Source organism: Pseudomonas sp. PAMC 25886, assembly GCF_000242655.1.
Taxonomy (GTDB): Bacteria; Pseudomonadota; Gammaproteobacteria; order Pseudomonadales; family Pseudomonadaceae; genus Aquipseudomonas.
This window is the reverse complement of sequence record NZ_AHHC01000093.1, coordinates 103,526-125,279: the sequence shown is the minus strand read 5'-3', so window position 1 is coordinate 125,279 and position 21,754 is coordinate 103,526. Positions and strand designations below refer to the sequence as shown.

At 60.3% G+C, this 21,754-nt stretch carries 23 protein-coding genes and 1 tRNA gene; 6 read left to right on the top strand and 18 right to left on the bottom strand.

What is annotated here, in order from left to right:
• Positions 1–11: 11 nt before the first annotated feature.
• From MUM_RS0131960 to MUM_RS0131915, 9 genes are all read right to left on the bottom strand, one after another.
• Positions 12–944, bottom strand: a complete 933-nt coding sequence (locus MUM_RS0131960; protein ID WP_010177034.1) for a sigma-54-dependent Fis family transcriptional regulator — start codon at positions 942–944, stop codon at positions 12–14.
• A gap of 398 nt (positions 945–1,342) precedes the next feature.
• Entirely contained in the window at positions 1,343–2,443 is a 1,101-nt protein-coding gene (gene ychF, locus MUM_RS0131950; RefSeq protein ID WP_010177033.1) for a redox-regulated ATPase YchF, read from the bottom strand.
• A gap of 23 nt (positions 2,444–2,466) precedes the next feature.
• Positions 2,467–3,051, bottom strand: coding sequence for an aminoacyl-tRNA hydrolase (pth, locus tag MUM_RS0131945; RefSeq protein WP_003208389.1), 585 nt, complete (start codon positions 3,049–3,051; stop codon positions 2,467–2,469).
• A gap of 165 nt (positions 3,052–3,216) precedes the next feature.
• Positions 3,217–3,816 (bottom strand): 50S ribosomal protein L25/general stress protein Ctc, encoded by a 600-nt coding sequence (locus MUM_RS0131940; protein WP_010177032.1) that lies wholly within the window; start codon positions 3,814–3,816, stop codon positions 3,217–3,219.
• A 138-nt stretch (positions 3,817–3,954) separates the two neighbouring features.
• Positions 3,955–4,896: a ribose-phosphate pyrophosphokinase gene (locus MUM_RS0131935; RefSeq protein WP_003208392.1), complete on the bottom strand. Its 942-nt coding sequence runs from the start codon at positions 4,894–4,896 to the stop codon at positions 3,955–3,957.
• A gap of 45 nt (positions 4,897–4,941) precedes the next feature.
• Positions 4,942–5,016 (bottom strand) — tRNA-Gln (locus MUM_RS0131930).
• 36 nt (positions 5,017–5,052) lie between these two features.
• Entirely contained in the window at positions 5,053–5,904 is an 852-nt protein-coding gene (ispE, locus tag MUM_RS0131925) for a 4-(cytidine 5'-diphospho)-2-C-methyl-D-erythritol kinase (RefSeq protein ID WP_010177031.1), read from the bottom strand.
• A gap of 1 nt (position 5,905) precedes the next feature.
• The gene (lolB, locus tag MUM_RS0131920; RefSeq protein WP_008432261.1) at positions 5,906–6,523 is read right to left on the bottom strand and encodes a lipoprotein insertase outer membrane protein LolB; all 618 of its coding nucleotides are present in this window, start codon (positions 6,521–6,523) and stop codon (positions 5,906–5,908) included.
• A 4-nt stretch (positions 6,524–6,527) separates the two neighbouring features.
• Positions 6,528–8,252 (bottom strand): tetratricopeptide repeat protein, encoded by a 1,725-nt coding sequence (locus MUM_RS0131915; RefSeq protein WP_010177030.1) that lies wholly within the window; start codon positions 8,250–8,252, stop codon positions 6,528–6,530.
• Between the two features lie 274 nt (positions 8,253–8,526).
• Here MUM_RS0131915 and hemA point away from each other — a divergent pair, with 274 nt between their 5' ends.
• The 6 genes from hemA to MUM_RS0131885 all read left to right on the top strand — a co-directional run bounded on the left by hemA (position 8,527) and on the right by MUM_RS0131885 (position 13,892).
• Positions 8,527–9,816, top strand: a complete 1,290-nt coding sequence (gene hemA / locus MUM_RS0131910) for a glutamyl-tRNA reductase (protein WP_029616187.1) — start codon at positions 8,527–8,529, stop codon at positions 9,814–9,816.
• A complete protein-coding gene (gene prfA, locus MUM_RS0131905) occupies positions 9,813–10,895 on the top strand; it encodes a peptide chain release factor 1 (RefSeq protein WP_010177027.1) in 1,083 nt (360 codons plus the stop codon). Before hemA ends, prfA begins: the two co-directional genes overlap by 4 nt.
• Complete coding sequence (gene prmC / locus MUM_RS0131900; protein ID WP_010177026.1) at positions 10,896–11,723, top strand: peptide chain release factor N(5)-glutamine methyltransferase; 828 nt, start codon at positions 10,896–10,898, stop codon at positions 11,721–11,723.
• The gene (locus MUM_RS0131895; protein ID WP_010177025.1) at positions 11,720–12,475 is read left to right on the top strand and encodes a molybdopterin-synthase adenylyltransferase MoeB; all 756 of its coding nucleotides are present in this window, start codon (positions 11,720–11,722) and stop codon (positions 12,473–12,475) included. Before prmC ends, MUM_RS0131895 begins: the two co-directional genes overlap by 4 nt.
• Complete coding sequence (gene murI / locus MUM_RS0131890; protein WP_010177024.1) at positions 12,468–13,262, top strand: glutamate racemase; 795 nt, start codon at positions 12,468–12,470, stop codon at positions 13,260–13,262. The genes MUM_RS0131895 and murI overlap by 8 nt, the downstream gene beginning before the upstream one ends.
• Positions 13,263–13,373: 111 nt before the next feature.
• Positions 13,374–13,892, top strand: a complete 519-nt coding sequence (locus MUM_RS0131885) for an acyloxyacyl hydrolase (protein WP_010177022.1) — start codon at positions 13,374–13,376, stop codon at positions 13,890–13,892.
• A 134-nt stretch (positions 13,893–14,026) separates the two neighbouring features.
• Here the strand turns inward: MUM_RS0131885 and MUM_RS0131880 are convergent, their stop codons facing one another.
• Genes MUM_RS0131880 through MUM_RS0131840 form a run of 9 tightly spaced genes read right to left on the bottom strand, consistent with a single transcriptional unit; the run spans position 14,027 to position 21,754 of the window.
• Entirely contained in the window at positions 14,027–14,332 is a 306-nt protein-coding gene (locus tag MUM_RS0131880) for a YkgJ family cysteine cluster protein (protein ID WP_003208416.1), read from the bottom strand.
• A gap of 54 nt (positions 14,333–14,386) precedes the next feature.
• A complete protein-coding gene (locus tag MUM_RS0131875; protein ID WP_010177021.1) occupies positions 14,387–14,878 on the bottom strand; it encodes a DUF2878 domain-containing protein in 492 nt (163 codons plus the stop codon).
• Complete coding sequence (locus tag MUM_RS0131870) at positions 14,871–16,142, bottom strand: SAM-dependent methyltransferase (RefSeq protein WP_010177020.1); 1,272 nt, start codon at positions 16,140–16,142, stop codon at positions 14,871–14,873. The genes MUM_RS0131875 and MUM_RS0131870 overlap by 8 nt, the downstream gene beginning before the upstream one ends.
• Positions 16,129–16,935, bottom strand: coding sequence for a DUF1365 domain-containing protein (locus MUM_RS0131865; protein WP_010177019.1), 807 nt, complete (start codon positions 16,933–16,935; stop codon positions 16,129–16,131). Before MUM_RS0131865 ends, MUM_RS0131870 begins: the two co-directional genes overlap by 14 nt.
• Positions 16,932–18,179, bottom strand: a complete 1,248-nt coding sequence (locus MUM_RS0131860) for an NAD(P)/FAD-dependent oxidoreductase (RefSeq protein WP_010177018.1) — start codon at positions 18,177–18,179, stop codon at positions 16,932–16,934. The genes MUM_RS0131865 and MUM_RS0131860 overlap by 4 nt, the downstream gene beginning before the upstream one ends.
• On the bottom strand, positions 18,176–18,958 hold the full coding sequence (locus MUM_RS0131855) for an SDR family NAD(P)-dependent oxidoreductase (RefSeq protein WP_010177017.1): 783 nt from the start codon (positions 18,956–18,958) through the stop codon (positions 18,176–18,178). The genes MUM_RS0131860 and MUM_RS0131855 overlap by 4 nt, the downstream gene beginning before the upstream one ends.
• On the bottom strand, positions 18,955–19,377 hold the full coding sequence (locus MUM_RS0131850) for a nuclear transport factor 2 family protein (RefSeq protein WP_010177016.1): 423 nt from the start codon (positions 19,375–19,377) through the stop codon (positions 18,955–18,957). The genes MUM_RS0131855 and MUM_RS0131850 overlap by 4 nt, the downstream gene beginning before the upstream one ends.
• Entirely contained in the window at positions 19,370–20,815 is a 1,446-nt protein-coding gene (gene phrB / locus MUM_RS0131845; RefSeq protein WP_010177015.1) for a deoxyribodipyrimidine photo-lyase, read from the bottom strand. Before phrB ends, MUM_RS0131850 begins: the two co-directional genes overlap by 8 nt.
• Entirely contained in the window at positions 20,816–21,754 is a 939-nt protein-coding gene (locus MUM_RS0131840) for a MerR family transcriptional regulator (protein WP_010177013.1), read from the bottom strand. It lies immediately after the preceding gene.

The window sequence follows — 21,754 nt, the reverse complement described above, 5'->3', positions numbered from 1 at the left end:
TGGTTCTGCGTTTAACCGGTTCCGCTCAGTGATATCTCCAATTGTTTCATCCTGTAGTACAGCGTGCGCTTGGCAACCCCCAATTCCCCGGCCACCACATCCACATTGCACCCGTGACGGCGCAGCGACTCTTCAATCAGCGATTTCTCGATTTGCTGTAGCCGCGTCTTGAGGTTCATCTCTATAGCCTGGTGGTCCCTCATCGACGCTGAAAGCGGCGGAAGGTCCAACACAAAGCGCTTGGCTGTCGAGCGCAGTTCGCGGACGTTGCCCGGCCAGGAATGGCATAGCAATTGTTGCAGCAGCGAGCTGGATGCCAGGGGTATCGGGTATTTAAAGTGTTCGGCTTCCTGGCGGACGATGTTCAGGAACAAGGGGATAATCTGCTCACGACGTTCGCGCAGGGGAGGGAGGCTGATGCTGATCACGTTCAGGCGAAAATATAAATCGCGCCTGAATAACCCTTGCTCTACCATTTCGTGCAGCGACTGCTGGGCGGACGCGATAACGCGCATGTCCACCGGGATAAACCGGGTCGAACCCAATCGCTCAACGCCTCGGGACTCCAGTACCCGCAGCAGTTTGGCTTGCAGCGTGAGGGGCATGCTGTCTATTTCGTCAAGGTACAACGTCCCCAAGTGGGCAGCCTCGACAAAACCTGCCCGCGATTGCATCGCGCCGGTATAGGCACCGCTGTTGACGCCGAACAGCTGGCTTTCTGCAAGAGTTTCTGGAATCGCTGCACAGTTAACGGCAATAAAGTTTCCACGCCGGCCGGACAACCGATGGATTCGCTGGGCTACGGTATCTTTACCTGTCCCTGTTTCTCCCAGCAAAAGAATATCGATGTTCAATATCGCAGTGTTATTGATAGTGGTTTCAATGGTCGGGCATTCAGTGAACGGATCATCCGCCCCAAACTCGTCCTGATAGGAAACCGACATGTTACTGTTGCTCCTGCTGTGTCGTAGCACTTTACTGGACGTCGACGTCCTTGCGAATGTCGGCAAGTAAATCGGAATTTTTCGGGTTTGTCATTGTTCCGGAAAGTATGAAATAGATGTATGCGGTGAGAGAAAAATCAAGTTGGTAAACTTGAATAGTGTTCAAGTGTCGAAGGTTTGTAATTGCCCTTTTATGCTTGGGAATAATCTTAAAATCTTGTGGTTTTTGTGGTTTTGCCGTTTATTTTGTGTAGATAGTTGTGTGTTATTTATTTTTAGTTGTGGGTATATATCTTTAGCGGATGTTGCGGGTCGTTTGTTGGGGCAAATCGTCGCCCACAAAAAAGCCGATGCACTGCATCGGCTTTTTGTTTTGCGGCATGGGCCGCAGATGACGCTTACACGTTGAAACGGAAGTGCATCACGTCGCCATCCTTGACGATGTATTCCTTGCCTTCCAGGCGCCATTTACCGGCTTCCTTGGCACCGGCTTCACCCTTGAACTGGATGAAGTCGTTGTAGGCGATGACTTCGGCGCGGATAAAGCCTTTTTCGAAGTCGGTGTGGATCACGCCAGCCGCTTGCGGGGCAGTGGCACCGACCTTGACGGTCCAGGCGCGTACTTCTTCAACACCGGCGGTGAAGTAGGTCTGCAGGTGCAGCATTTCGTAGCCGGCACGGATCACGCGGTTCAGGCCAGGCTCTTCCAGGCCCAGGGCCTCAAGGAACATGTCTTTCTCTTCGCCGTCTTCCAGCTCGGCGATTTCCGCTTCGATCTTGTTGCACACTGGAACAACCATCGCGCCTTCTTCTTCGGCAATGGCCATGACCACGTCGAGCAGCGGGTTGTTCTCGAAACCGTCTTCAGCCACGTTGGCGATGTACATCACCGGCTTGGTGGTCAGCAGGTGGAAGCCCTTGATCACCGCCTTTTCGTCGGTGCTCATGTTCTTCATCAGGCTGCGTGCCGGCTTGCCCAGGGTGAAGTGAGCAATCAACTGCTCCAGCAAGGCTTTCTGGACCACTGCGTCCTTGTCGCCGCCCTTGGCGTTACGCGTGACCTTTTGCAGTTGCTTCTCGCAGCTGTCGAGGTCGGCGAAGATCAGTTCCAGGTCGATGATCTCGATGTCGCGTTTCGGGTCGACGCTGTTGGAGACGTGAATCACGTTCTCGTCTTCGAAGCAGCGGACCACGTGAGCGATGGCATCGGTCTCACGGATGTTGGCGAGGAACTTGTTGCCCAGGCCTTCACCTTTCGACGCGCCGGCTACCAGGCCTGCGATGTCGACGAACTCCATGGTGGTCGGCAGGATGCGCTTTGGATTCACGATGGCCGCCAGGGCGTCCAGGCGTGTATCGGGCATCGGCACGATACCGGTGTTCGGTTCGATGGTGCAGAAGGGGAAGTTCTCCGCCGCAATGCCGGACTTGGTCAGGGCGTTGAACAGGGTGGACTTGCCGACGTTAGGTAGGCCGACGATGCCGCAATTGAATCCCATGGTGTTTCCCCTCGGGTAAAGAGTCAGGCCTTCTGGCTGTGCAGGTTTTTCATCGCACGGTTCCATTCACCGGCGAAGATATCCGGCAGCACGCCGAGGGCAAAATCGATGCTGGCATCGAGTTTTTCCTGTTCGGCGCGTGGCGCACGACCCAGGACGAAATTTGAAACCATACTGGCAACGCCCGGGTGGCCAATGCCAAGCCGCAAGCGGTAGAACGTATTCTGATTGCCCAACTGCGCGATGATGTCGCGCAGGCCATTATGCCCGCCATGGCCGCCGCCTTGCTTGAGCTTGGCAACGCCGGGTGGCAGGTCAAGTTCGTCATGGGCCACCAGGATTTCTTCGGGTTTGATCCGGAAGAAGCCCGCAAGCGCCGCGACAGCCTGGCCGCTGCGGTTCATGTAGGTGGTGGGAATCAACAGACGAACATCCTGACCCTGGTGCGAAAAGCGCCCGGTCAGGCCGAAATATTTGCGATCGGCCACAAGATTGACGCCTTGGGCGTGGGCGATACGCTCAACAAAAAGGGCCCCCGCGTTATGCCGGGTCTGTTCGTATTCGGCGCCTGGATTTCCCAGGCCAACGATCAGTTTAATGGCAGTCACGACAGGGGCCCTTCCTTTGGAGTTGTGGATAACATCGCCGTTGGTGCGGCGAAAGTGGACGACAAACGCTGATTAACCGTTAGAGGCCAACTTCGCATTCTCGCCCGCTTTCTCGCTACGTTCCGGTCCGCGATGTTTCCTCAAGCTCCGGCATTACAGAGTGAATTACTCTGCAGCGCCTTCTTCAGCTTCTGGTGCAACGCGTGGAGCGTGTACGTTTGCAACAGCTTTGTCATCACCGTGAGCCAGTGCAACAAACTCAACGCCTTTAGGGGCTTTGAGGTCGGACAGGTGGATGATGTCGCCGATTTCAGCAGCCGACAGGTCGACTTCGATGAACTCAGGCAGGTCTTTCGGCAGGCAGGTCACTTCGATCTCGGCTACAACGTGCGAGATTTCGCCGCCTTTCTTGATCGGAGCAGCTTCGCCAACGAAGTGCACAGGCACGACAGCGGTCAGTTTCTGACCGGCAACTACGCGAACGAAGTCAGCGTGCAGCACGTGGCCTTTAGCTGGGTGACGTTGCAGTGCCTTGATGATGACGTTCTGCTTGGTGCCACCAACGTTCAGCTCGATGATGTGGCTGTAGGCCGCATCGTTTTCGAGCAGTTTGGCGATTTCTTTAGCCAGCATGCTGATGGATTCAGGGGCTTTTTCGCCACCGTAAACTACAGCTGGAACCAGGCTTGCGAGACGACGCAGGCGGCGGCTCGCACCTTTCCCCAGGTCGGAACGCAGTTCAGCATTCAAAGTAAAATCGTTCATGTTGTATCTCCAAAATAACCACATTCGCCCTAGCGTTTGCGACCAGCGCTAAAGGCGATATGGGCAAAAAAGCCCCGCCCCAACAGAATGCTGGGGCGGGGCGCTTTTCGTCAGGTTGATGTCGCTAAGGTCTGACCCTTAACGGAACATCGCGCTGATCGATTCTTCGTTGCTGATGCGGCGAACCGCTTCGGCAACTACCGGTGCGATATCCAGTTGACGGATACGCGAACAGGCTTGAGCTGCAGCGGACAACGGGATGGTGTTGGTCACCACCAGTTCGTCCAGCATTGAGTTCTCGATGTTCTCGATCGCTCGGCCCGACAGCACAGGGTGTGTGCAGTAGGCGAAGACTTTTGCTGCACCGTGCTCTTTCAGGGCTTTCGCCGCGTGGCACAGGGTGCCGGCGGTGTCGACCATGTCATCAACCAGAATACAGGTACGCCCTTCGACATCACCGATGATATGCATCACTTCAGAGTGATTGGCTTTCTCACGGCGTTTGTCGATGATCCCGAGATCAACGCCCAGGGATTTGGCAACAGCCCGTGCACGCACGACGCCACCAATGTCCGGGGACACGATCATCAGGTTTTCAAAGCGCTGGTCTTCGATGTCATCCACCAGGACGGGGGAGCCGTAGATGTTATCTACCGGAATATCGAAGAACCCCTGGATTTGGTCAGCGTGCAGGTCAACCGTGAGAACACGGTCGATGCCTACCACGGTCAGCATGTCAGCAACGACTTTCGCGCTGATAGCCACACGTGCGGAACGCGGACGGCGATCCTGACGGGCATAACCAAAGTAAGGGATTACAGCTGTGATTCGAGTCGCTGAGGAGCGGCGGAAGGCATCAGCCATCACGACGAGTTCCATCAGGTTATCGTTGGTCGGAGCGCAAGTCGGCTGAATAATGAAGACGTCTTTACCGCGGACGTTTTCATTGATCTCGGCTGTAATTTCGCCGTCGGAGAACTTACCGACAGAGATGTCACCGAGAGGGATATGCAGCTGACGTACAACACGCCGAGCCAGATCGGGGTTAGCATTCCCCGTAAAGACCATCATCTTGGACACGCGCAGTACCTAGAGGCTGAGGGTAACCTGGATGAGTATAGAAAATGGCAGGGGCGGCTGGATTCGAACCAACGCATGGCAGGATCAAAACCTGCTGCCTTACCGCTTGGCGACGCCCCTGTATCTGTTGCAACGAGTACCCAGTACTCGGTTCCTTTAGAGCAGACTTTGCAGCTTGCGATGCAACATCGAAACGTTGCTTCCCTTTGCTACAAACCCTGTAAGGGTCTCTGTAAGAAGGGCCGAGACTTTATCAGCTTCAGCTTTGCTTGGGAAGCCCCCAAACACACAACTTCCAGTTCCGGTTAATTTTGCTTCGGTAAAATTACCTAACAAATTCAAAGCGTTACGTACATCTGGATAACGCCTTGCTACAACCGGTAAGCAGTCATTTCGACTGTTTCCCTTGGGAACGGGGCGCACTTTAATGGGAGGAGAGTTACGTGTCAACAGTGGATCTGAAAAAATTTCTGCTGTACTTACAGATACTTGCGGAACAAGCACGACATACCACGGCTCTTCGGGGTCTACAGGGGTGAGTTTCTCCCCCACGCCCTCGGCAAAAGCGGCGTGCCCACGCACGAAAACCGGGACGTCGGCGCCGAGCGTCAGGCCCAGCGCCGCCAGGCGATCGTGGTCCCAGCCCAGCTGCCACAAGTGATTCAGGCCGAGCAACGTCGTCGCGGCATTCGAGCTGCCGCCACCGATGCCGCCGCCCATGGGCAGGATTTTTTCGATCCAGATGTCGATGCCCAGTGGGCAGCCGGATTGTTCCTGAAGTTTTTTCGCGGCCTTCACAATCAGGTTGCTGTCGTGAGGCACGCCTTCGAATTCGGTGTGCAGTCGGATCACGCCGTCATCGCGAACGGCGAAGGTCAGCTCATCGCCGTAGTCGAGAAACTGAAAAATCGTCTGCAACTCGTGATAGCCGTCATCACGGCGACCGAGAATGTGCAGCATCAAATTGAGTTTGGCCGGGGAGGGCAGGGTCAAGCGTTGCGCGGTCATGTCACTGCCCCAGTTTGCGAGGTTGCCAGTCCTTGATCACCAGCGTGACGTCAAGGTCGGTGCCATGCAGCTTGATGCGCTCGGGCAGCCAGTAACCGTTCTGTTGCACATAACTCAGGTACTCGACCTGCCAGCCATCCTGTTCCAGCGAGGCCAGGCGGCTGTCGCCGTTGAGGCTCAGGCGGCTCTTGCTGTCCGGTGCGGGCAGGCCACGTACCCACCACACCAGGTGCGAGACGGGCAGTTTCCAACCCATCTGTTCTTCCAGCAGGGCTTCCGGCGTCGGGGCCTCATAGCGGCCCTGATTGGCCACTTCCAGGCTGACTTGCCCCGGTCGGCCGGTCAGGCGTGCTGCACCGCGGCCCAGCGGGCCAGACAGGCGAATATCGTAATAGTCCTGGCGTTGCAGCCAGAACAAGGTGCCGCTGCCCGAATCTTTCGGGGCGCGAATGCCGACCTTACCTTCAATCTGCCAGCCATCGAGGCTGCTCAGTTGATCCTTGTGTTGCTGCCATTGCGCCGGGTTGCCCGGGCCTTCGACAGATTCACGGGTGCCAAGGCCCGAACAGCCGGCGAGCAGGGCGATAAAGCTGAAAACGATGACGTGGCGCAAAAACATAAAATTAAAGGGTCTCGGATCCGGTCAGGCGCTTGATGGTGCTGCGCAGGATTGGGCTTTCGGGTTGTTCCTTGAGGAACTTCTCCCAGATTTGTCGCGCTTCGCGTTGCTTGCCATTGGCCCAGAGCACTTCGCCCAGGTGCGCGGCCACTTCCTGATCGGGAAAGCGCTCCAGCGCCTGGCGCAGCAAGCGTTCGGCTTCATCCAGGTTGCCCAGGCGGTAGTTCACCCAGCCGAGGCTGTCGAGTACGGCCGGGTCTTCCGGGTTGAGCTGGTGAGCCTTTTCAATCAGCTCCTTGGCTTCGGCGTAACGCGTTGTACGGTCGGACAAGGTGTAACCCAGGGCGTTCAGTGCCATGGCGTTGTCCGGGTCGCGCTTGATGATCAGGCGCAGGTCTTTTTCCATCTGCGCCAGGTCATTGCGTTTTTCCGCCTGCATGGCGCGGGTGTACAGCAGGTTCAAGTCGTCCGGGTATTGCAGCAAGGCTTGCTGCAGGATTTTCCAGGCGCGATCGCCCTGCTTGTTGGCCGACAAGGTCTCGGCCTGGATCAGGTACAGCTGGATCGCGTAGTCCGGTTCGGCATCCCGTGCGGCGGCCAGGCGTTTTTCGGCCTCGTCGGTGCGGCCGTTGTTCATCAGGATATCGGCCTGGCGCAGTTGCGCCGGCAGGTAGTCGTTGCCGGGGCCGACCTGGGCGTACTCAAGCAGCGCGGCCTGCGGATCGTTGCGCTCTTCAGCGATACGGCCCAGGTTCAGGTGCGCCGAATCAACGTGGCTCTCGCGGGCGATCAGGTCTTCCAGGTAACCCTTGGCTTCATCCCACGCCTTGGCTTCCAGGCACACCAGCGCCAGGGAGTAACGCAATTCGTCGTCGTCCGGGTATTGCTGGACGAGGTTGGCGAACTGCACCTTGGCGTCTTCCATGCGGTCCTGTTCAACCAGCGTGCGCGCATAGGTCAGCAGCAGACGCTTGTCGCCCGGGTACTTCTTGATGCTTTTTTCCAGCAGCGGAATCGCTTCCTTGCCGCGGTTGAGGTTTTGCAGCAGGCGCGCACGCAGCAGGATCGGCGCTATCTCGCCGTCTTCCGGCGGGTGTTGCTCCAGCAGCTTCAAGGCTGCCTCGGGCTCATCATCCTGTTGCAGCAACAGCGCCTTGCCGAAAATCAGCTGGCTGTTGTTCGGGTGTTTTTGCAGCAGGCGGTCGAAACTCTTCATCAGGCCGTTGCGGGTGTCCTGATCGGTGTCGGCGGCCGACAGCGCGAGGAAGTCGAAATGCGTGTCGCCCTTGCCCAGCAGGACTTTCTCCATATACACCATGGAGTCGTCATAGCGCCCGGCGCGGGCCAGTTGAATGGCCGCTGCCCGCTGTGCTTCGAGATCGTCCGGGGCGTTTCTCGCCCAGATCAGCGAGGTGTCCAGGGCCGCCTGGTCGGCGCCCAGGTACTCGGCGATGCGAAACGCCCGCTCCGAAATCCCCGGATCCTGAGTATTGATGGCCTGGGTCACGTAGTTATCCAGGGCAATGTCGAAACGATTGCGCTGGCCGGCCAGCTCCGCGCTCAGCAGACTGAAGACCGTCTCTTCACTGAACGAGGAATAAACCTTGGGCTTTTCAGGGGCGGGGGTGCTGTCTTCTACCGGCGGCGTACCGTCCGGCGACACGGGTGCCAAGGCCTGGCAGCCGCTGAGGAAGACAAAAGCAAGGAGCAACGCGGAAGATCTATTCATATAGGAAGAGGACGACTAACCTGCGGTCGGATCATCATGACACAAGCCTTCGGCCAAACATAACCGTGTAGGAGCGAGCTTGCTCGCGAAGAACCAGAGGACAACGCGTTTTATCCCGTAAGCCAGCGTTATCGTTAACGACCATCGCGAGCAAGCTCGCTCCTACAGATGGCCTTTATAGGCGTAAGCTACTAGGACAATAGCCTACGGTGGTTGTTCTGAATCATTCGAAGTAGGACAATTGTCGGCTTCCCGACATCATCAGCGATATTGAATGGCCTTCCTTGCACTCGGTATTAACCACAAGACTGCTTCTGTAGACGTCCGCGAGCGCGTGGCTTTTACTCCAGAGCAGTTGGTTGAGGCCTTGCAGCAGCTCTGCCGGCTTACCGACAGTCGCGAAGCTGCGATCCTTTCGACCTGCAATCGCAGCGAGCTCTATATAGAGCAGGAACATCTTTCAGCGGATGTGGTGCTGCGCTGGCTGGCCGATTACCACCATTTGAGCCTCGATGAGCTGCGCCAAAGCTCATATGTGCACGAAGAGGATGCGGCAGTTCGTCACATGATGCGCGTCGCTTCCGGGCTCGACTCGCTGGTGTTGGGCGAACCGCAGATCCTCGGCCAGATGAAATCGGCCTACGCCGTGGCTCGCGAGGCCGGCACGATCGGCCCGTTGCTGGGGCGCCTGTTCCAGGCCACCTTCAATTCGGCCAAGCAGGTGCGCACCGACACCGCCATCGGTGAAAACCCGGTGTCCGTGGCGTTTGCCGCCGTCAGCCTGGCCAAACAGATTTTCAGTGACTTGCAACGCAGCCAGGCCCTGCTGATCGGCGCCGGCGAGACCATCACCCTGGTCGCCCGCCATCTGCACGAGCTGGGTGTGAAGCGCATCGTCGTCGCCAACCGTACCCTGGAGCGTGCGAGCATCCTTGCCGAGCAGTTCGGGGCCCACGCGGTGTTGCTCTCCGACATCCCGGCAGAACTGGTGCGCAGCGACATCGTCATCAGTTCCACCGCCAGCCAGTTGCCGATCCTGGGTAAAGGCGCGGTGGAAAGCGCCCTGAAACTGCGCAAGCACAAGCCGATCTTCATGGTGGACATCGCCGTTCCTCGGGATATCGAGCCTGAAGTCGGCGAGTTGGACGACGTTTACCTCTACAGCGTCGACGACCTGCACGAAGTGGTCGCCGAAAATCTCAAAAGTCGCCAGGGCGCAGCCCAGGCCGCCGAGGAAATGGTCAGCACCGGTGCCGACGATTTCATGGTGCGCCTGCGTGAACTGGCGGCGGTGGACGTGCTCAAGGCCTATCGTCAGCAGGGCGAACGCATGCGGGACGAGGAATTGATCAAGGCCCAGCGTATGCTCGCCAACGGCAGCAGCGCCGAAGACGTGCTGATGCAACTGGCGCGCGGCCTGACCAACAAATTGCTGCATGCCCCCAGTGTTCAGTTGAAAAAGCTTACCGCCGAAGGCCGCCTCGATGCGCTGGCCATGGCCCAGGAACTCTTTGCCCTCGGTGAGGGCGCGACAGAAAGCTCTTCGGATAAAAAACCGCAATGAAAGCGTCACTGCTCAATAAACTGGACGTCCTTCAGGACCGTTTCGAAGAACTGACCGCCTTGCTCGGCGACGGCGAGGTCATCTCCGATCAGACCAAGTTCCGCACCTATTCCAAGGAGTACGCGGAAGTTGAACCGATTGTGGCCGCCTATACACAGTTGCTCAAGGTTCAGGCTGACCTCGAAGGCGCCCAGGCGCTGCTCAAGGACAGTGACCCGGACATGCGCGAAATGGCCGTTGAAGAAGTGCGTGAAGCCAAGGACAAGCTGATCGAACTTGAAGGCGACCTGCAACGCATGCTGCTGCCCAAGGACCCCAATGACGGGCGCAACGTGTTCCTTGAAATCCGCGCCGGCACCGGCGGTGACGAGGCGGCGATTTTCTCCGGCGACCTGTTCCGCATGTACTCGCGCTATGCCGAGCGTCGTGGCTGGCGGGTCGAGATCCTGTCCGAGAACGAAGGCGAACACGGCGGTTATAAAGAAGTCATCGCCCGGGTCGAAGGCGAAAATGTATACGGCAAGCTGAAGTTCGAGTCTGGCGTACACCGCGTGCAGCGGGTGCCGGCCACCGAATCCCAGGGCCGTATCCACACCTCCGCGTGCACCGTGGCCGTGTTGCCCGAGCCCGACGAGCAGGAAGCCATCGAGATCAACCCGGCAGACCTGCGGGTCGACACCTACCGTTCATCGGGCGCCGGTGGCCAGCACGTCAACAAGACCGACTCCGCGATTCGCATCACCCACTTGCCTTCGGGCATCGTGGTGGAGTGCCAGGAAGAACGTTCCCAGCACAAGAACCGTGCGCGGGCCATGTCCTGGCTGTCGGCCAAGCTCAACGACCAGCAGACCAGCGCCGCCGCCAACGCAATTGCCAGCGAGCGTAAATTGCTGGTGGGCTCGGGCGACCGTTCCGAGCGTATCCGTACGTACAACTTTGCCCAGGGCCGGGTCACCGACCACCGCGTCAACCTGACGCTGTACTCCCTGGATGAAATCCTTGCCGGTGGCGTTGATGCGGTGATCGAGCCGTTGTTGGCCGAGTACCAGGCCGACCAGTTGGCGGCGATAGGTGAATAAATGACCATTATTGCCAGCCTGTTACGCGCCGCCGACCTGCCGGACTCGCCCACTGCGCGCCTGGACGTGGAGTTGTTGCTGGCCGCGGCCCTGGGCAAGTCCCGCAGCTACCTGCACACCTGGCCGGAAAAAATCGTCAGCAGCGAAGACGCACTGACCTTCGCCGACTACCTGCAACGCCGCCGCACCGGCGAGCCCGTGGCCTACATCCTCGGCCAGCAAGGCTTCTGGAAGCTCGACCTGGAAGTGGCACCTCACACGCTGATCCCGCGTCCGGAAACCGAGATGCTGGTGGAAGCCGCGCTGGAATTGCTTCCGGCCACCCCGGCCAAGGTCCTCGACCTGGGCACCGGCAGCGGCGCGATTGCCCTGGCCCTGGCCAGCGAACGCCCGGCCTGGCAAGTCACCGCCGTCGACCGCGTGCTGGAAGCCGTGGCGCTGGCCGAACGCAACCGTCAGCGCCTGCACCTGAACAACGCCACCGTGCTGAACAGCCATTGGTTCAGCGCCCTCGAAGGCCGCACCTACAACCTGATCATCAGCAACCCGCCTTATATAGCCGACACCGACCCCCATCTGGTGGCCGGTGACGTGCGCTTTGAACCCGCCAGTGCGCTGGTGGCCGGGCACGATGGCCTGGACGACCTGCGGTTGATCATCGCCCAGGCGCCTGTGCACCTCGACGCCGCGGGCTGGTTGTTGCTGGAACACGGTTACGACCAGGCGTCCGCCGTGCGCGACCTGCTGCTGGGCGAAGGTTTCGAAGAGGTTCACAGCCGCATCGACCTGGGCGGCCACGAACGCATCACTCTGGGACGCCGGCCGTGATGAATGATCAGGAGCTGTTGCGCTATAGCCGGCAGATTCTGTTGCAGCATGTCGACATTGAAGGCCAGTTGCGCCTGAAAAACAGCCGCGCGCTGATCGTCGGGCTCGGTGGCCTCGGTTCCCCGGTGGCGCTGTACCTGGCGGCGGCGGGCGTGGGTGAGTTGCATCTGGCGGACTTTGACAGCGTCGACCTGACCAACCTGCAACGCCAGATCATCCATGACACCGACAGTGTCGGCCTGAGCAAGGTCGACTCGGCGATTCGCCGCCTGAGCGCGATCAATCCTGAAATACAGTTGGTTGCCCATCGCAGCTCGCTGGATGAGGATTCCCTCGCGGCCGCCGTGACGGCGGTCGACGTCGTACTGGATTGCAGCGATAACTTCTCCACCCGCGAAGCGGTCAACGCGGCGTGTGTCGCTGCCGGCAAACCTCTGGTCAGCGGCGCCGCGATTCGCCTGGAAGGCCAGCTGTCGGTGTTCGACCCGCGCCGCGCCGAAAGCCCGTGCTACCACTGTTTATACGGGCATGGCAGCGAGGCCGAACTGACCTGCAGCGAAGCCGGCGTCATCGGCCCGCTAGTGGGTTTGGTCGGCAGCCTGCAAGCCCTGGAAGCCTTGAAGTTGCTGGCCGGTTTCGGCGAGCCACTGGTGGGGCGGCTGTTGTTGATCGACGCCCTGACCACGCGTTTTCGCGAGTTGCGGGTCAAGCGCGATCCCGGTTGCAGCGTCTGCGGTAGCCAACATGGTTAAGGACGCGCCAATCGGTGTGTTCGACTCCGGTGTCGGCGGCCTGTCGGTGCTGGACGAAATCCAGCGGCTGCTGCCCCATGAGTCGCTGCTGTACGTGGCGGATGGCGGGAATATCCCCTACGGCGAGAAAACCCCGGCATTCATCCTGGATCGCTCGCGACGGGTGGCGGAGTTTTTCCGCGAAAAAGGCGCCAAAGCCTTTGTGATTGCCTGCAATACGGCGACCGTCGCCGCCGTCGCCGATTTGCGCCAGGACTATCCCGACTGGCCATTGGTGGGCATGGAGCCTGCGGTTAAACCCGCCGCCGCCGCGACCCGCAGTGGCGTGGTCGGCGTGCTGGCGACCACCGGCACCCTGCAAAGCGCCAAGTTCGCCGCCTTGCTCGACCGTTTCGCCACCGATGTGCGGGTGATCACCCAGCCGTGCCCAGGCCTGGTGGAGCTGATCGAGACCGGCGACTTGAACAGCCCGGCGTTGCGCCTGCTGTTGCAAGGCTACGTCGAACCGCTGATTGCGGCCGGTTGCGACACCATCATCCTCGGCTGCACCCACTATCCCTTCCTCAAGCCATTGCTCGCCGAGATGCTCCCACCGACGATCATTCTGATCGACACCGGCGCTGCGGTAGCGCGTCAATTGCAGCGCCTTTTGAGCGAGCGCGAGCTGCTGGCCTCCGGCAATCCCGAGGCTGCACAGTTCTGGACCAGCGGCGATCCAGAGCACTTCAGAAATATCCTACCGACCCTATGGAAATCCCCCGGCGTTGTGCGTAATTTTGGCCTGTGAAAAAAACGTGAAATAGCTCGTTTTTCGCTGAACTTCCGCGTGTGCGACAGCTTCTATAGCGAGTTAGCCTGTACAAAATCATACAACTTCGTTCGGAAAGGATGTTTCTATATGAAGCGCTTGTTCTGTTTGGCTGCGATTGCGGCCGCAATGTTGGGGCACTCTTTTTCTGCGCAGGCCGCGGGCCTGGAATTTGGAGTGGGGAGTACCAGCGATTCGACCATGACCTATCGGTTGGGGCTGACCTCGGATTGGGATAAAAGCTGGTGGCAGACCGATACGGGCCGCGTGACCGGTTACTGGAGCGGCGCCTATACCTACTGGGACGGTGACAAGCGCGCCAGTGTCAGCAGCTTGTCGTTCTCGCCGGTGTTTGTGTATGAGTTTGCCGGGGAGAAGGTGAAGCCGTACATCGAGGCTGGGGTTGGCGTGGCGGTGTTCTCCCGCACGCGGGTTGAAGACAACAACATCGGCCAGGCTTTCCAGTTTGAAGACCGACTGGGCTTTGGCTTGCGCTTTGTCGGCGGGAGCGAAGTGGGCATTCGTGCCACCCATTACTCCAATGCCGGGATCAGCAGCAATAACGATGGTGTCGAGAGCTATTCGCTGCACTACACGCTGCCGTTGTAATTCTCAAGAACACCGCAAAACCCCTGTAGGAGCTGGCTTGCCAGCGATGCAAGCACCTCGGTGCATCAGTTGCACCGAGTTGACGCTATCGCAGGCGAGCCAGCTCCCACAGTTGATCTGTATCGGTTTCAAAATCAGCGATACACCGTCGCAATCCCCTGGCGCTCATCAATGCACTCCGGCGCGCCCATCTCGAATTCCCGGCAGATCAGCGGCCGCTTCTCATAAATCGTGCACATCATCGTGTCGCGATCCAGCGCCGCGCACCAGCCGTCATCCAGGCGCAGCATGACTTCGCCGCCCCAGTCGTCGGTGTCGATAAAGCGATCAGGCACGCCGGTGTCGGTGATCAGCATGACTTCCAACTGGCAGCAGCATGCGGCGCAGGTGGAGCAGGTGACGGCAGGTTCGGCGATTTGGGTGTGGGGGATGTTGGTCATAGGCGCGCAGTGTAAGGCAAGCGGCTTATGCGTGTGTGAAAGGCCTGACGGACGTCAGTGTGCCAACTGCCTGGCGACCCAGTGCAGCCATGGAAAGATCATGCCCCAAAGCAACGCCAGGCCGAGGAGGGTCGCCACGGTGCCATAGCCGAAACTGACCCCGGCCAACTGGCTGCCGGCGTAATAAGACAATGGCCCGCCCACCGCGCCCAGCAGGCTTGCACGCCACCAGGGCTGTGCGCTCCAGGCCAGGCAATGGCGCAGCGTGGTCGCCAGCAATGCCCACAACAGGATCAGCCACACCGGCGCCAACGGCCCGGGCAGGCTGAAGTGAAACACGCCAAACGCGCGCAGCGCGGTGTCGATCACCGTGCCCAGCAGGGTGACGGCCAGGACCACCTGGCCTTCCTCGGACCACGAACTTATCCACAGCAGGTGGACCGCCAGCACGGCCACTCCCACCAATAGCCACAGGCTGTCGCCGCCCAGCACACAGGCAAACCAGCCGCACTGGAACAGTACGGCATTCGCCAGCGGTTTAAGCATCAAAACGCCCGAGCAGCGGCTGTGTCAGCGCCGCCGGCTTGGCCAGCAGCATCTGTGCGGTGCCGATGGTGCGCTCCATAAAACCGCCTTCGCAGTAGCACAGGTAAAACTCCCACAGCCGCAGGAAGTATTCGTCGTAGCCCATTTCCGTCAGGCGGCTGTGGGCGCGGCGAAAGTTCTCATGCCACAGGCGCAGGGTTCGTGCGTAGTGCAGGCCGAAATCCTCCATGTGCAGCAGGTTCATGTCGGTGTCGCGGCTGACGATCTCGAGCATTTTCTGTACGCAGGGCAGCGCGCCGCCGGGGAAGATGTAGCGCTGGATAAAGTCCACGCTGCTCTTGGCCTGTTCGTAGCGTTGTTCACGAATGGTGATGGCTTGCAGCAACATCAGGCCGTTGCCCTTGAGCAACTGCGCGCACTGCTTGAAATAGGTGGGCAGGAAGCGATGGCCCACCGCTTCGATCATCTCGATGGACACCAGCTTGTCGTACTGCCCGGTCAGGTCGCGGTAGTCCTCCAGCAGCAGCGTCACCTGGTTCTGCAAACCCAGGGCCTCGATGCGTTTTTCAGTGTAGGCAAACTGCTCCTTGGACAAGGTCGTGGTGGTGACCTTGCAGCCATATTGCTGCGCCGCATAAATCGCCATGCTGCCCCAGCCGGTGCCGATTTCCAGCAGGTGATCGGACGGTTTCAGCGCGAGTTTCTGGCAGATGCGTTCCAGTTTGTTCAACTGGGCCTGTTCCAGGGTGTCGTCGGCGGTGAGGAACTGCGCGGCCGAATACATCATGGTCGGGTCGAGGAATTCCTCGAACAGGTCGTTGCCCAGGTCGTAGTGGGCGGCGATGTTTTTCTGCGAGCCCTTGCGCGTATTGCGGTTGAGCCAGTGCAGGCTTTGGGTGAAGGGCCGCGCGAGTTTGGCCAGGCCACCTTCCAGCGCATCCAGCACGTCGAGGTTACTGACCATCACCCGCACCACGGCGGTGAGGTCCGGGCTGCTCCAGTAACCGTGAATAAACGCCTCGCCCGCGCCGATGGAACCGTTGGCCGCCACCAGCCCCCACACCGCCGAGTCGAGAATCTGGATTTCCCCCAGCAGGTGCGCTTCCCGTGCGCCGAAGACTTGCCGTTCGCCGTCCTCAATCACCACCAACTGGCCGTGGCGCAGTTGGCCGAGCTGGCGCAGCACCGCTTTACGCAGCAGTGCGGCGGTCATGCCGTTGACGTTCAAGCGGTTGGATTTGACCGATAAGCTAGGGGATTTCATGGCGGCGATCCTTGGTGTACCCGACTGCGGTGCGAGAAGCGCCTTCGGCGGCGTGATGGGAAAAAATCGGCGTGCGTTTAAGTAAAAGGCGCAGGGCCTGCCAGTAAATGGCCAGGCAGGTCTTGGCGGTCATCCACGGGAAGCGCCACAGGTAGCGGTGCAGGCTGGCGCGGTTCAAGGCTTCGCGTTGCAGGCTCAAGGTGGCGTCGAAGACTTTCAGCTCGCCCTGCCAGTCGGCCATGTGCACGCCGAGTTTCGCGGCGGGCGGGCTGAAGCTCATGCGGTATTCCAGGTCCCGGGGCAAAAACGGCGACACATGAAACGCCTTGGCCACGGCGAAGTGCTGGTGCTCATCGGCAGGCAGCGCCTGGGCCGGCAGCACGTAGTGATAGCGCTCGCGCCACGGGGTGTTGGTCACTTCACAGAGGATCGCGGCCAGTGTTCCATCGGCCTCGAAGCAGTAGAAGAAACTCACCGGATTAAAAGCCAGGCCCCAACTGCGAGCCTGGGTCAGCAGGCAGATTGCGCCGAGAGGGATGCGCCCCAGGGCCTTGCCGACTTCTTGGCGTACGGCATCGGTCAAGCTCATGCCGTGACGGGTCAATTCACGCAGGTAATCCTGCTGGCGAAACGCGAACGGCGCCCAGCGCTCGCCCGCCAGTGGCGACAAACCGAACACTTCGTGCTGTTCACTGAGGTCCAGGTACAGCAGGCCGATCCGGTAGCGAAAGGCATGGCCCTTGGGCGTAAACCGCCGATGGGCGATCCAGCCGCTGTAGAGGGCGCTGTTCACAGGATTTCCCCAAACGCCTTGGCTACACGCAACGCGCTGACCACGCCGTCTTCGTGGAAACCGTTGGCCCAGTAGGCACCGCAATAGTAGGTGTGCTGCGCGCCGTGCAGTTCTTCCCAGCGCGCTTGTGCGGCCACGGCGGCCAGGCTGTATTGCGGGTGGGCGTAGGTGTAGCGGGCAAGGACTTTGAGCGGGTTGATCATCGCTGTCTGGTTGAGGCTCACGCAAAAAGTCGTGGCGCTGTCGATGCCCTGCAGGATGTTCATGTCGTAGGTCACGGCAGCCTGTTTTTGCGCGCTGCCGTCCAGGCGATAGTTCCAGCTGGCCCAGGCCAGTCTGCGGTCGGGCAGCAAACGGGTGTCGGTGTGCAGGACCACGTCGTTGTCGGCGTAGGGCAGGGCGCCGAGGATCTGTTGCTCGGCCGGGCTCGCGTCGCCCAGCAGCGCCAGGGCCTGGTCGCTGTGGCAGGCGAACACCACCTTGTCGAAAACCTCGCTGCCGGCGGCGCTGTGGATAACCACGCCGATCGCTGAGCGTTCAACCCGGGTAACCGGGCAATTGAGGCGAATTTTTTCGCGGAAGGACTGGGTCAGCGGCTCGATATAGCGGCTGGAGCCGCCTTCGATCACGCACCATTGCGGCCGGTTACTCACCGACAACAAACCATGGTTCTTGAAGAACCGTACGAAGAATTGCAGGGGAAACCCGAGCATGTCCGCCAGGGACATCGACCAGATCGCCGCCCCCATCGGCACGATGTAGTGCTGGATAAACCGCTGGCCGTAGCCGCCGGCTTGCAGGTATTCACCCAGGGTCATCTCGGCGCTGATGCGTTGCTCTTGCAGGTCCAGCGGCGCCTGGCGGTTGAAGCGCAGGATGTCGCGCAACATGCCCCAGAAACCCGGCGATAGAATGTTGCGGCGCTGGGCGAACAGGCTGTTGAGGTTGTTGCCGTTGTATTCGAACCCGGCGCTCGGGTCGCACACCGAAAAGCTCATCTCGGTGGGTTTGAACGTCACGCCGATCTGCCCCAGCAGCTTGATGAAGTTGGGGTAGGTCCAGTTGTTGAACACGATAAAGCCGGTGTCCACCGCATAGCTTTTGCCCTCCACCGTGACATTGGCTGTATGGGTGTGCCCGCCAATGCAGTCGCTCGCTTCGAACAACGTGATGTCATGGCGGCGACTGAGCAGATAGGCACTGGTCAGCCCGGCGATGCCGCTGCCGATGATGGCGATCTTCACAGGTCGTCCTTCCTCGGTGGCGGGCTGCGCAGCATGCGTTTGCCGATGATCAGCTTGGCGCGGTTCGGCAGTTTCGACAGCGGCCACAGTGCAGCAATGAACAGCGCCGGGAAGGCGATTTCCAGTGGACGGTTTTGCAGCTTGGCGAAGATATGCCGCGCGGCCTTGTCTGCGGGCCAGCTCAGGGGCATCGGGAAATCGTTGCGGGCGGTCAGCGGCGTGTCGACAAACCCCGGGCTGACCACGGTCACATCGATGCCTTCGGGCGACAGGTCGATACGCAGGGATTCAAACAGGTAGCGCAGGCCGGCCTTGGAGGCGCCGTAGGCTTCCGCCCGGGGCATCGGCAGGTACGTCACGGCACTGGCCACGCCGACCAGGTGCGGGCTATGACCGGCGCGCAACAGCGGCAGGGCGGCCTCGATGCAGTAACTGCTGGCCAACAGGTTGGTGCGCACCACGTGTTCGATGATCGAGGCGTCGAACTGTTTGGCATCCACGTATTCGCAGGTGCCGGCGTTGAGGATCACCGTGTCCAGCGAGCCCCAGACCACGGCGATGTGCTCACCGATTTCGCGCACGGTCTGGCTGTTGGTCAGGTCGCCTGCCACCACCAGCACTTGCCCCGGATATTGCTGGGCGAGTTGCTCCAGCGGCGCCTTGGAGCGGGAGCTGACGGCCACATGGGCACCGCTGTCGAGCAGCGCTTTGGCCAGTTCGGCACCGATGCCACTGCTGGCACCGGTCAACCAATAACGACGGGGCGGCACAAGGTTCATCCCATTCTCCTTTTCAGCCAACTGACCACGCCGCCGAGGACCGGCACGTGCTCATACAGCAGTGCACCTGCGTCGAAATAATCTCGATGCTGGTACACCTTGTCGCGCCACAGCAGGTGCGAGCAGCCTTCGACGCGAATCACTTCGCCCTTGGCCAGGCGCGGGTGGCAGAAGCTCATTTTCCAGCGCAGGTAGCCTTCGCCTTCAGCCACTTGATCGAAGCCATGGAAGTCAAAGCGCAGCTGGGTGACGTTGTCGTACAGCTCGGCGAAGTAACGGTGCAGCGCCGTCAGCCCATGCACCTCGTGCAGCGGGTCGGTGAAGCTGATGTCCTTGCTGTACAGGCTGTCGAGCAGGTGCAGGTTGTGCTTGTCCACACTGGCAAAGGCCTCGGCGAAGCGGCGCAGGAAATCACTCATAGCTGCCTCCAGCCGCCTGGCGTGGCGGCAGGCTACGGAAGGCGGCGAGGGCGCGGTCGCGGGATTTTTTCAAATCGACGATAGGACGAGGATAGTCCGCCACGCCAAACAGGCCGCCCACGGCGTCGGGGTTGTGCACTTCTTTTTTGTTCAGCGCCGCCAGCTGCGGCAGCCAGTGCTTGATAAACACGCCTTCGCCGTCGAATTTTTCCGACTGGCTCAAGGGGCTGAAAATCCGGAAGTACGGCGCCGAATCGGTGCCGGTGGACGAGCTCCACTGCCAGCCGCCGTTGTTGGCCGCCAGGTCACCGTCGATCAGGTGGCGCATGAAAAAACGCTCGCCTTCACGCCAGTCGATCAGCAGGTTTTTGGTCAGGAACATCGCCACCACCATGCGCAGGCGGTTGTGCATCCAGCCGGTTTCCAGCAATTGGCGCATGGCCGCATCGATGATCGGCAGGCCGGTGCGGGCTTCCTGCCAGGCCTTCAAGTCTTCGGGACTGTTGCGCCAGGCCACGGCTTCGGTCTCGGGGCGGAAGGCGCGGTGGCGGGAGACCCGTGGGTAGCCCACCAGGATATGTTTGTAGAACTCGCGCCACAGCAGCTCGTTGATCCAGGTGATGGCGCCAATGTCGCCGCTTTCGAATTCGCCCTGGTTGCTTTGCAGCGCGGCGTGCAGGCACTGGCGCGGCGAGACCACACCGGCGGCCAGGTAAGCCGAGAGCTGGCTGGTGCCGGGCTTGGCCGGGAAGTCGCGTTCGTCCTTGTAGTAGCTGATTTGTGCGTCGGCAAACTGGTCGAGACGGCGCCGGGCTTCGGTTTCACCGGCAGGCCACAGCGCGCGCAAGGCTTCGCTCGGGGTAGCAAAACCGTCGACCTGATCGGGGATAGGGTCACTTTTGAGTTTGAGCGGTGCCTGCGCCTTGGGGGCTGCGATCAGGCGGGGAAGCGCGCCGTGCAAGCGGTTGTAGCAGACCTTGCGAAACTGGCTGAACACCTGGAAGTACGTGCCGGTCTTGGTCAGTACGCTGCCGGGCTGGAACAGCAATTGGTCCAGGTAATTGTGGAACGTCACGCCCTGGGCTTCGAGGGCCGTGGCCACCGCTGCGTCGCGACGCTCTTCGTGGATGCCGTATTCGTCATTGACGTGCACCGACTCGACCGACAGCTCCTGGCACAGGTCTGCCAGGGCTTGCGGTGCCTGGTCCCAGGTCGAGGCATGGCGGATCAACAGCGGAATGTTCAGCTCGCCCAGTGCCACGCTCAGGCTCTGCAGATTGCGCAGCCAGAAGTCGACTTTGCACGGCGCGTCATCGTGGGCCAGCCATTGCCCGGGACTGATCAGGTAGACAGCCGCTGTCGGGCCGCGCTGTGCAGCGGCGGCGAGGGCGGTGTTGTCATGTAGGCGCAGGTCGGTGCGCAGCCAGATCAAGTGCATTTAAATAAGTCCACGCTGGATCAGTACCTGATGGGCCGACAACGGGTCTTCGGCCAGGAGCAGTTCAGGAATGTCTTGGGTTAATACGGACAGCTCGGCCTGGTGGATGCATACCGTTGGTCCGGTTATCAGTTTTGGGCAACTGAAACCGCTCAACAGTTTGCCCAGCGCCGGCACATGCAGGGCCTTGCTCGAATACAGCAACACCGCGCGGGGTTGCAGGTGCTCGACGGCCAGGGCCAGTTCGCCGGCCGGCAAGGGCCAGTCGAAGACTTCCACCGGGCAATCGGCGCTGCTGGCCAGCCAGGCGGTGAGCCACAGGTGCGGCTCCAGCGGCAGGTCGGAATGATTGACCAGCAGCAACGGCGCACCGTTGAGCTGGCGGTTGTTGTGATACATCCGCGCACCGAATTTGCTGCGCAGCCAGGAATAGAAAAACACCCGTTCCATCTGCGCGCCGAATTGGCCTTGCCAGCGCAGTTCAAGCTCCTTGAGCAACGGCAGCAGAAGTTGCTCGCACAGGGTGCGCGGCGGGTACAGCGCCATGGCCTGGTTGAAGGCGTCATCCACCCGGCGCTCGGCCAGTTCGCTGATAGCCTGCAACAGCTGCTGGCGCCGGTTGTGCCATTCGTTTTCCACCGGCGGTTCGCTGGTGCTGTGCGCGGTGTCGATCAGGCCCTTGACCTGGCTGACCGGCACACCGCGGTTGAGCCAGGTCAGGATGGTATGGATGCGCTGCACGTGCTCGGCGGAAAACAGCCGGTGCCCCTTGGGCGTGCGCTGGGGCACGATCAGGCCGTAACGCCGTTCCCAGGCGCGCAGGGTCACCGCGTTGACGCCGGTCTGGCGCGCCACTTCGCGGATCGGCAGCCAGCCTTCTTGCAGGGCTTGGGCGAAATCTTCGCCGGGGTCATTGTCGTCTTGCAGGGAAACATTCAT

Excerpts from the sequence above, each read along its gene's own strand:
- MUM_RS0131960 (WP_010177034.1), bottom strand. The coding sequence starts at position 944 with ATGTCGGTTTCCTATCAGGACGAGTTTGGGGCGGATGATCCGTTCACT.
- ychF (WP_010177033.1), bottom strand. The coding sequence starts at position 2,443 with ATGGGATTCAATTGCGGCATCGTCGGCCTACCTAACGTCGGCAAGTCC.
- MUM_RS0131940 (WP_010177032.1), bottom strand. The coding sequence starts at position 3,816 with ATGAACGATTTTACTTTGAATGCTGAACTGCGTTCCGACCTGGGGAAA.
- ispE (WP_010177031.1), bottom strand. The coding sequence starts at position 5,904 with ATGACCGCGCAACGCTTGACCCTGCCCTCCCCGGCCAAACTCAATTTG.
- lolB (WP_008432261.1), bottom strand. The coding sequence starts at position 6,523 with ATGTTTTTGCGCCACGTCATCGTTTTCAGCTTTATCGCCCTGCTCGCC.
- MUM_RS0131915 (WP_010177030.1), bottom strand. The coding sequence starts at position 8,252 with ATGAATAGATCTTCCGCGTTGCTCCTTGCTTTTGTCTTCCTCAGCGGC.
- hemA (WP_029616187.1), top strand. The coding sequence starts at position 8,527 with ATGGCCTTCCTTGCACTCGGTATTAACCACAAGACTGCTTCTGTAGAC.
- prfA (WP_010177027.1), top strand. The coding sequence starts at position 9,813 with ATGAAAGCGTCACTGCTCAATAAACTGGACGTCCTTCAGGACCGTTTC.
- prmC (WP_010177026.1), top strand. The coding sequence starts at position 10,896 with ATGACCATTATTGCCAGCCTGTTACGCGCCGCCGACCTGCCGGACTCG.
- murI (WP_010177024.1), top strand. The coding sequence starts at position 12,468 with ATGGTTAAGGACGCGCCAATCGGTGTGTTCGACTCCGGTGTCGGCGGC.
- MUM_RS0131885 (WP_010177022.1), top strand. The coding sequence starts at position 13,374 with ATGAAGCGCTTGTTCTGTTTGGCTGCGATTGCGGCCGCAATGTTGGGG.
- MUM_RS0131880 (WP_003208416.1), bottom strand. The coding sequence starts at position 14,332 with ATGACCAACATCCCCCACACCCAAATCGCCGAACCTGCCGTCACCTGC.
- MUM_RS0131875 (WP_010177021.1), bottom strand. The coding sequence starts at position 14,878 with ATGCTTAAACCGCTGGCGAATGCCGTACTGTTCCAGTGCGGCTGGTTT.
- MUM_RS0131870 (WP_010177020.1), bottom strand. The coding sequence starts at position 16,142 with ATGAAATCCCCTAGCTTATCGGTCAAATCCAACCGCTTGAACGTCAAC.
- MUM_RS0131855 (WP_010177017.1), bottom strand. The coding sequence starts at position 18,958 with ATGAACCTTGTGCCGCCCCGTCGTTATTGGTTGACCGGTGCCAGCAGT.
- MUM_RS0131850 (WP_010177016.1), bottom strand. The coding sequence starts at position 19,377 with ATGAGTGATTTCCTGCGCCGCTTCGCCGAGGCCTTTGCCAGTGTGGAC.
- phrB (WP_010177015.1), bottom strand. The coding sequence starts at position 20,815 with ATGCACTTGATCTGGCTGCGCACCGACCTGCGCCTACATGACAACACC.
- MUM_RS0131840 (WP_010177013.1), bottom strand. The coding sequence starts at position 21,754 with ATGAATGTTTCCCTGCAAGACGACAATGACCCCGGCGAAGATTTCGCC.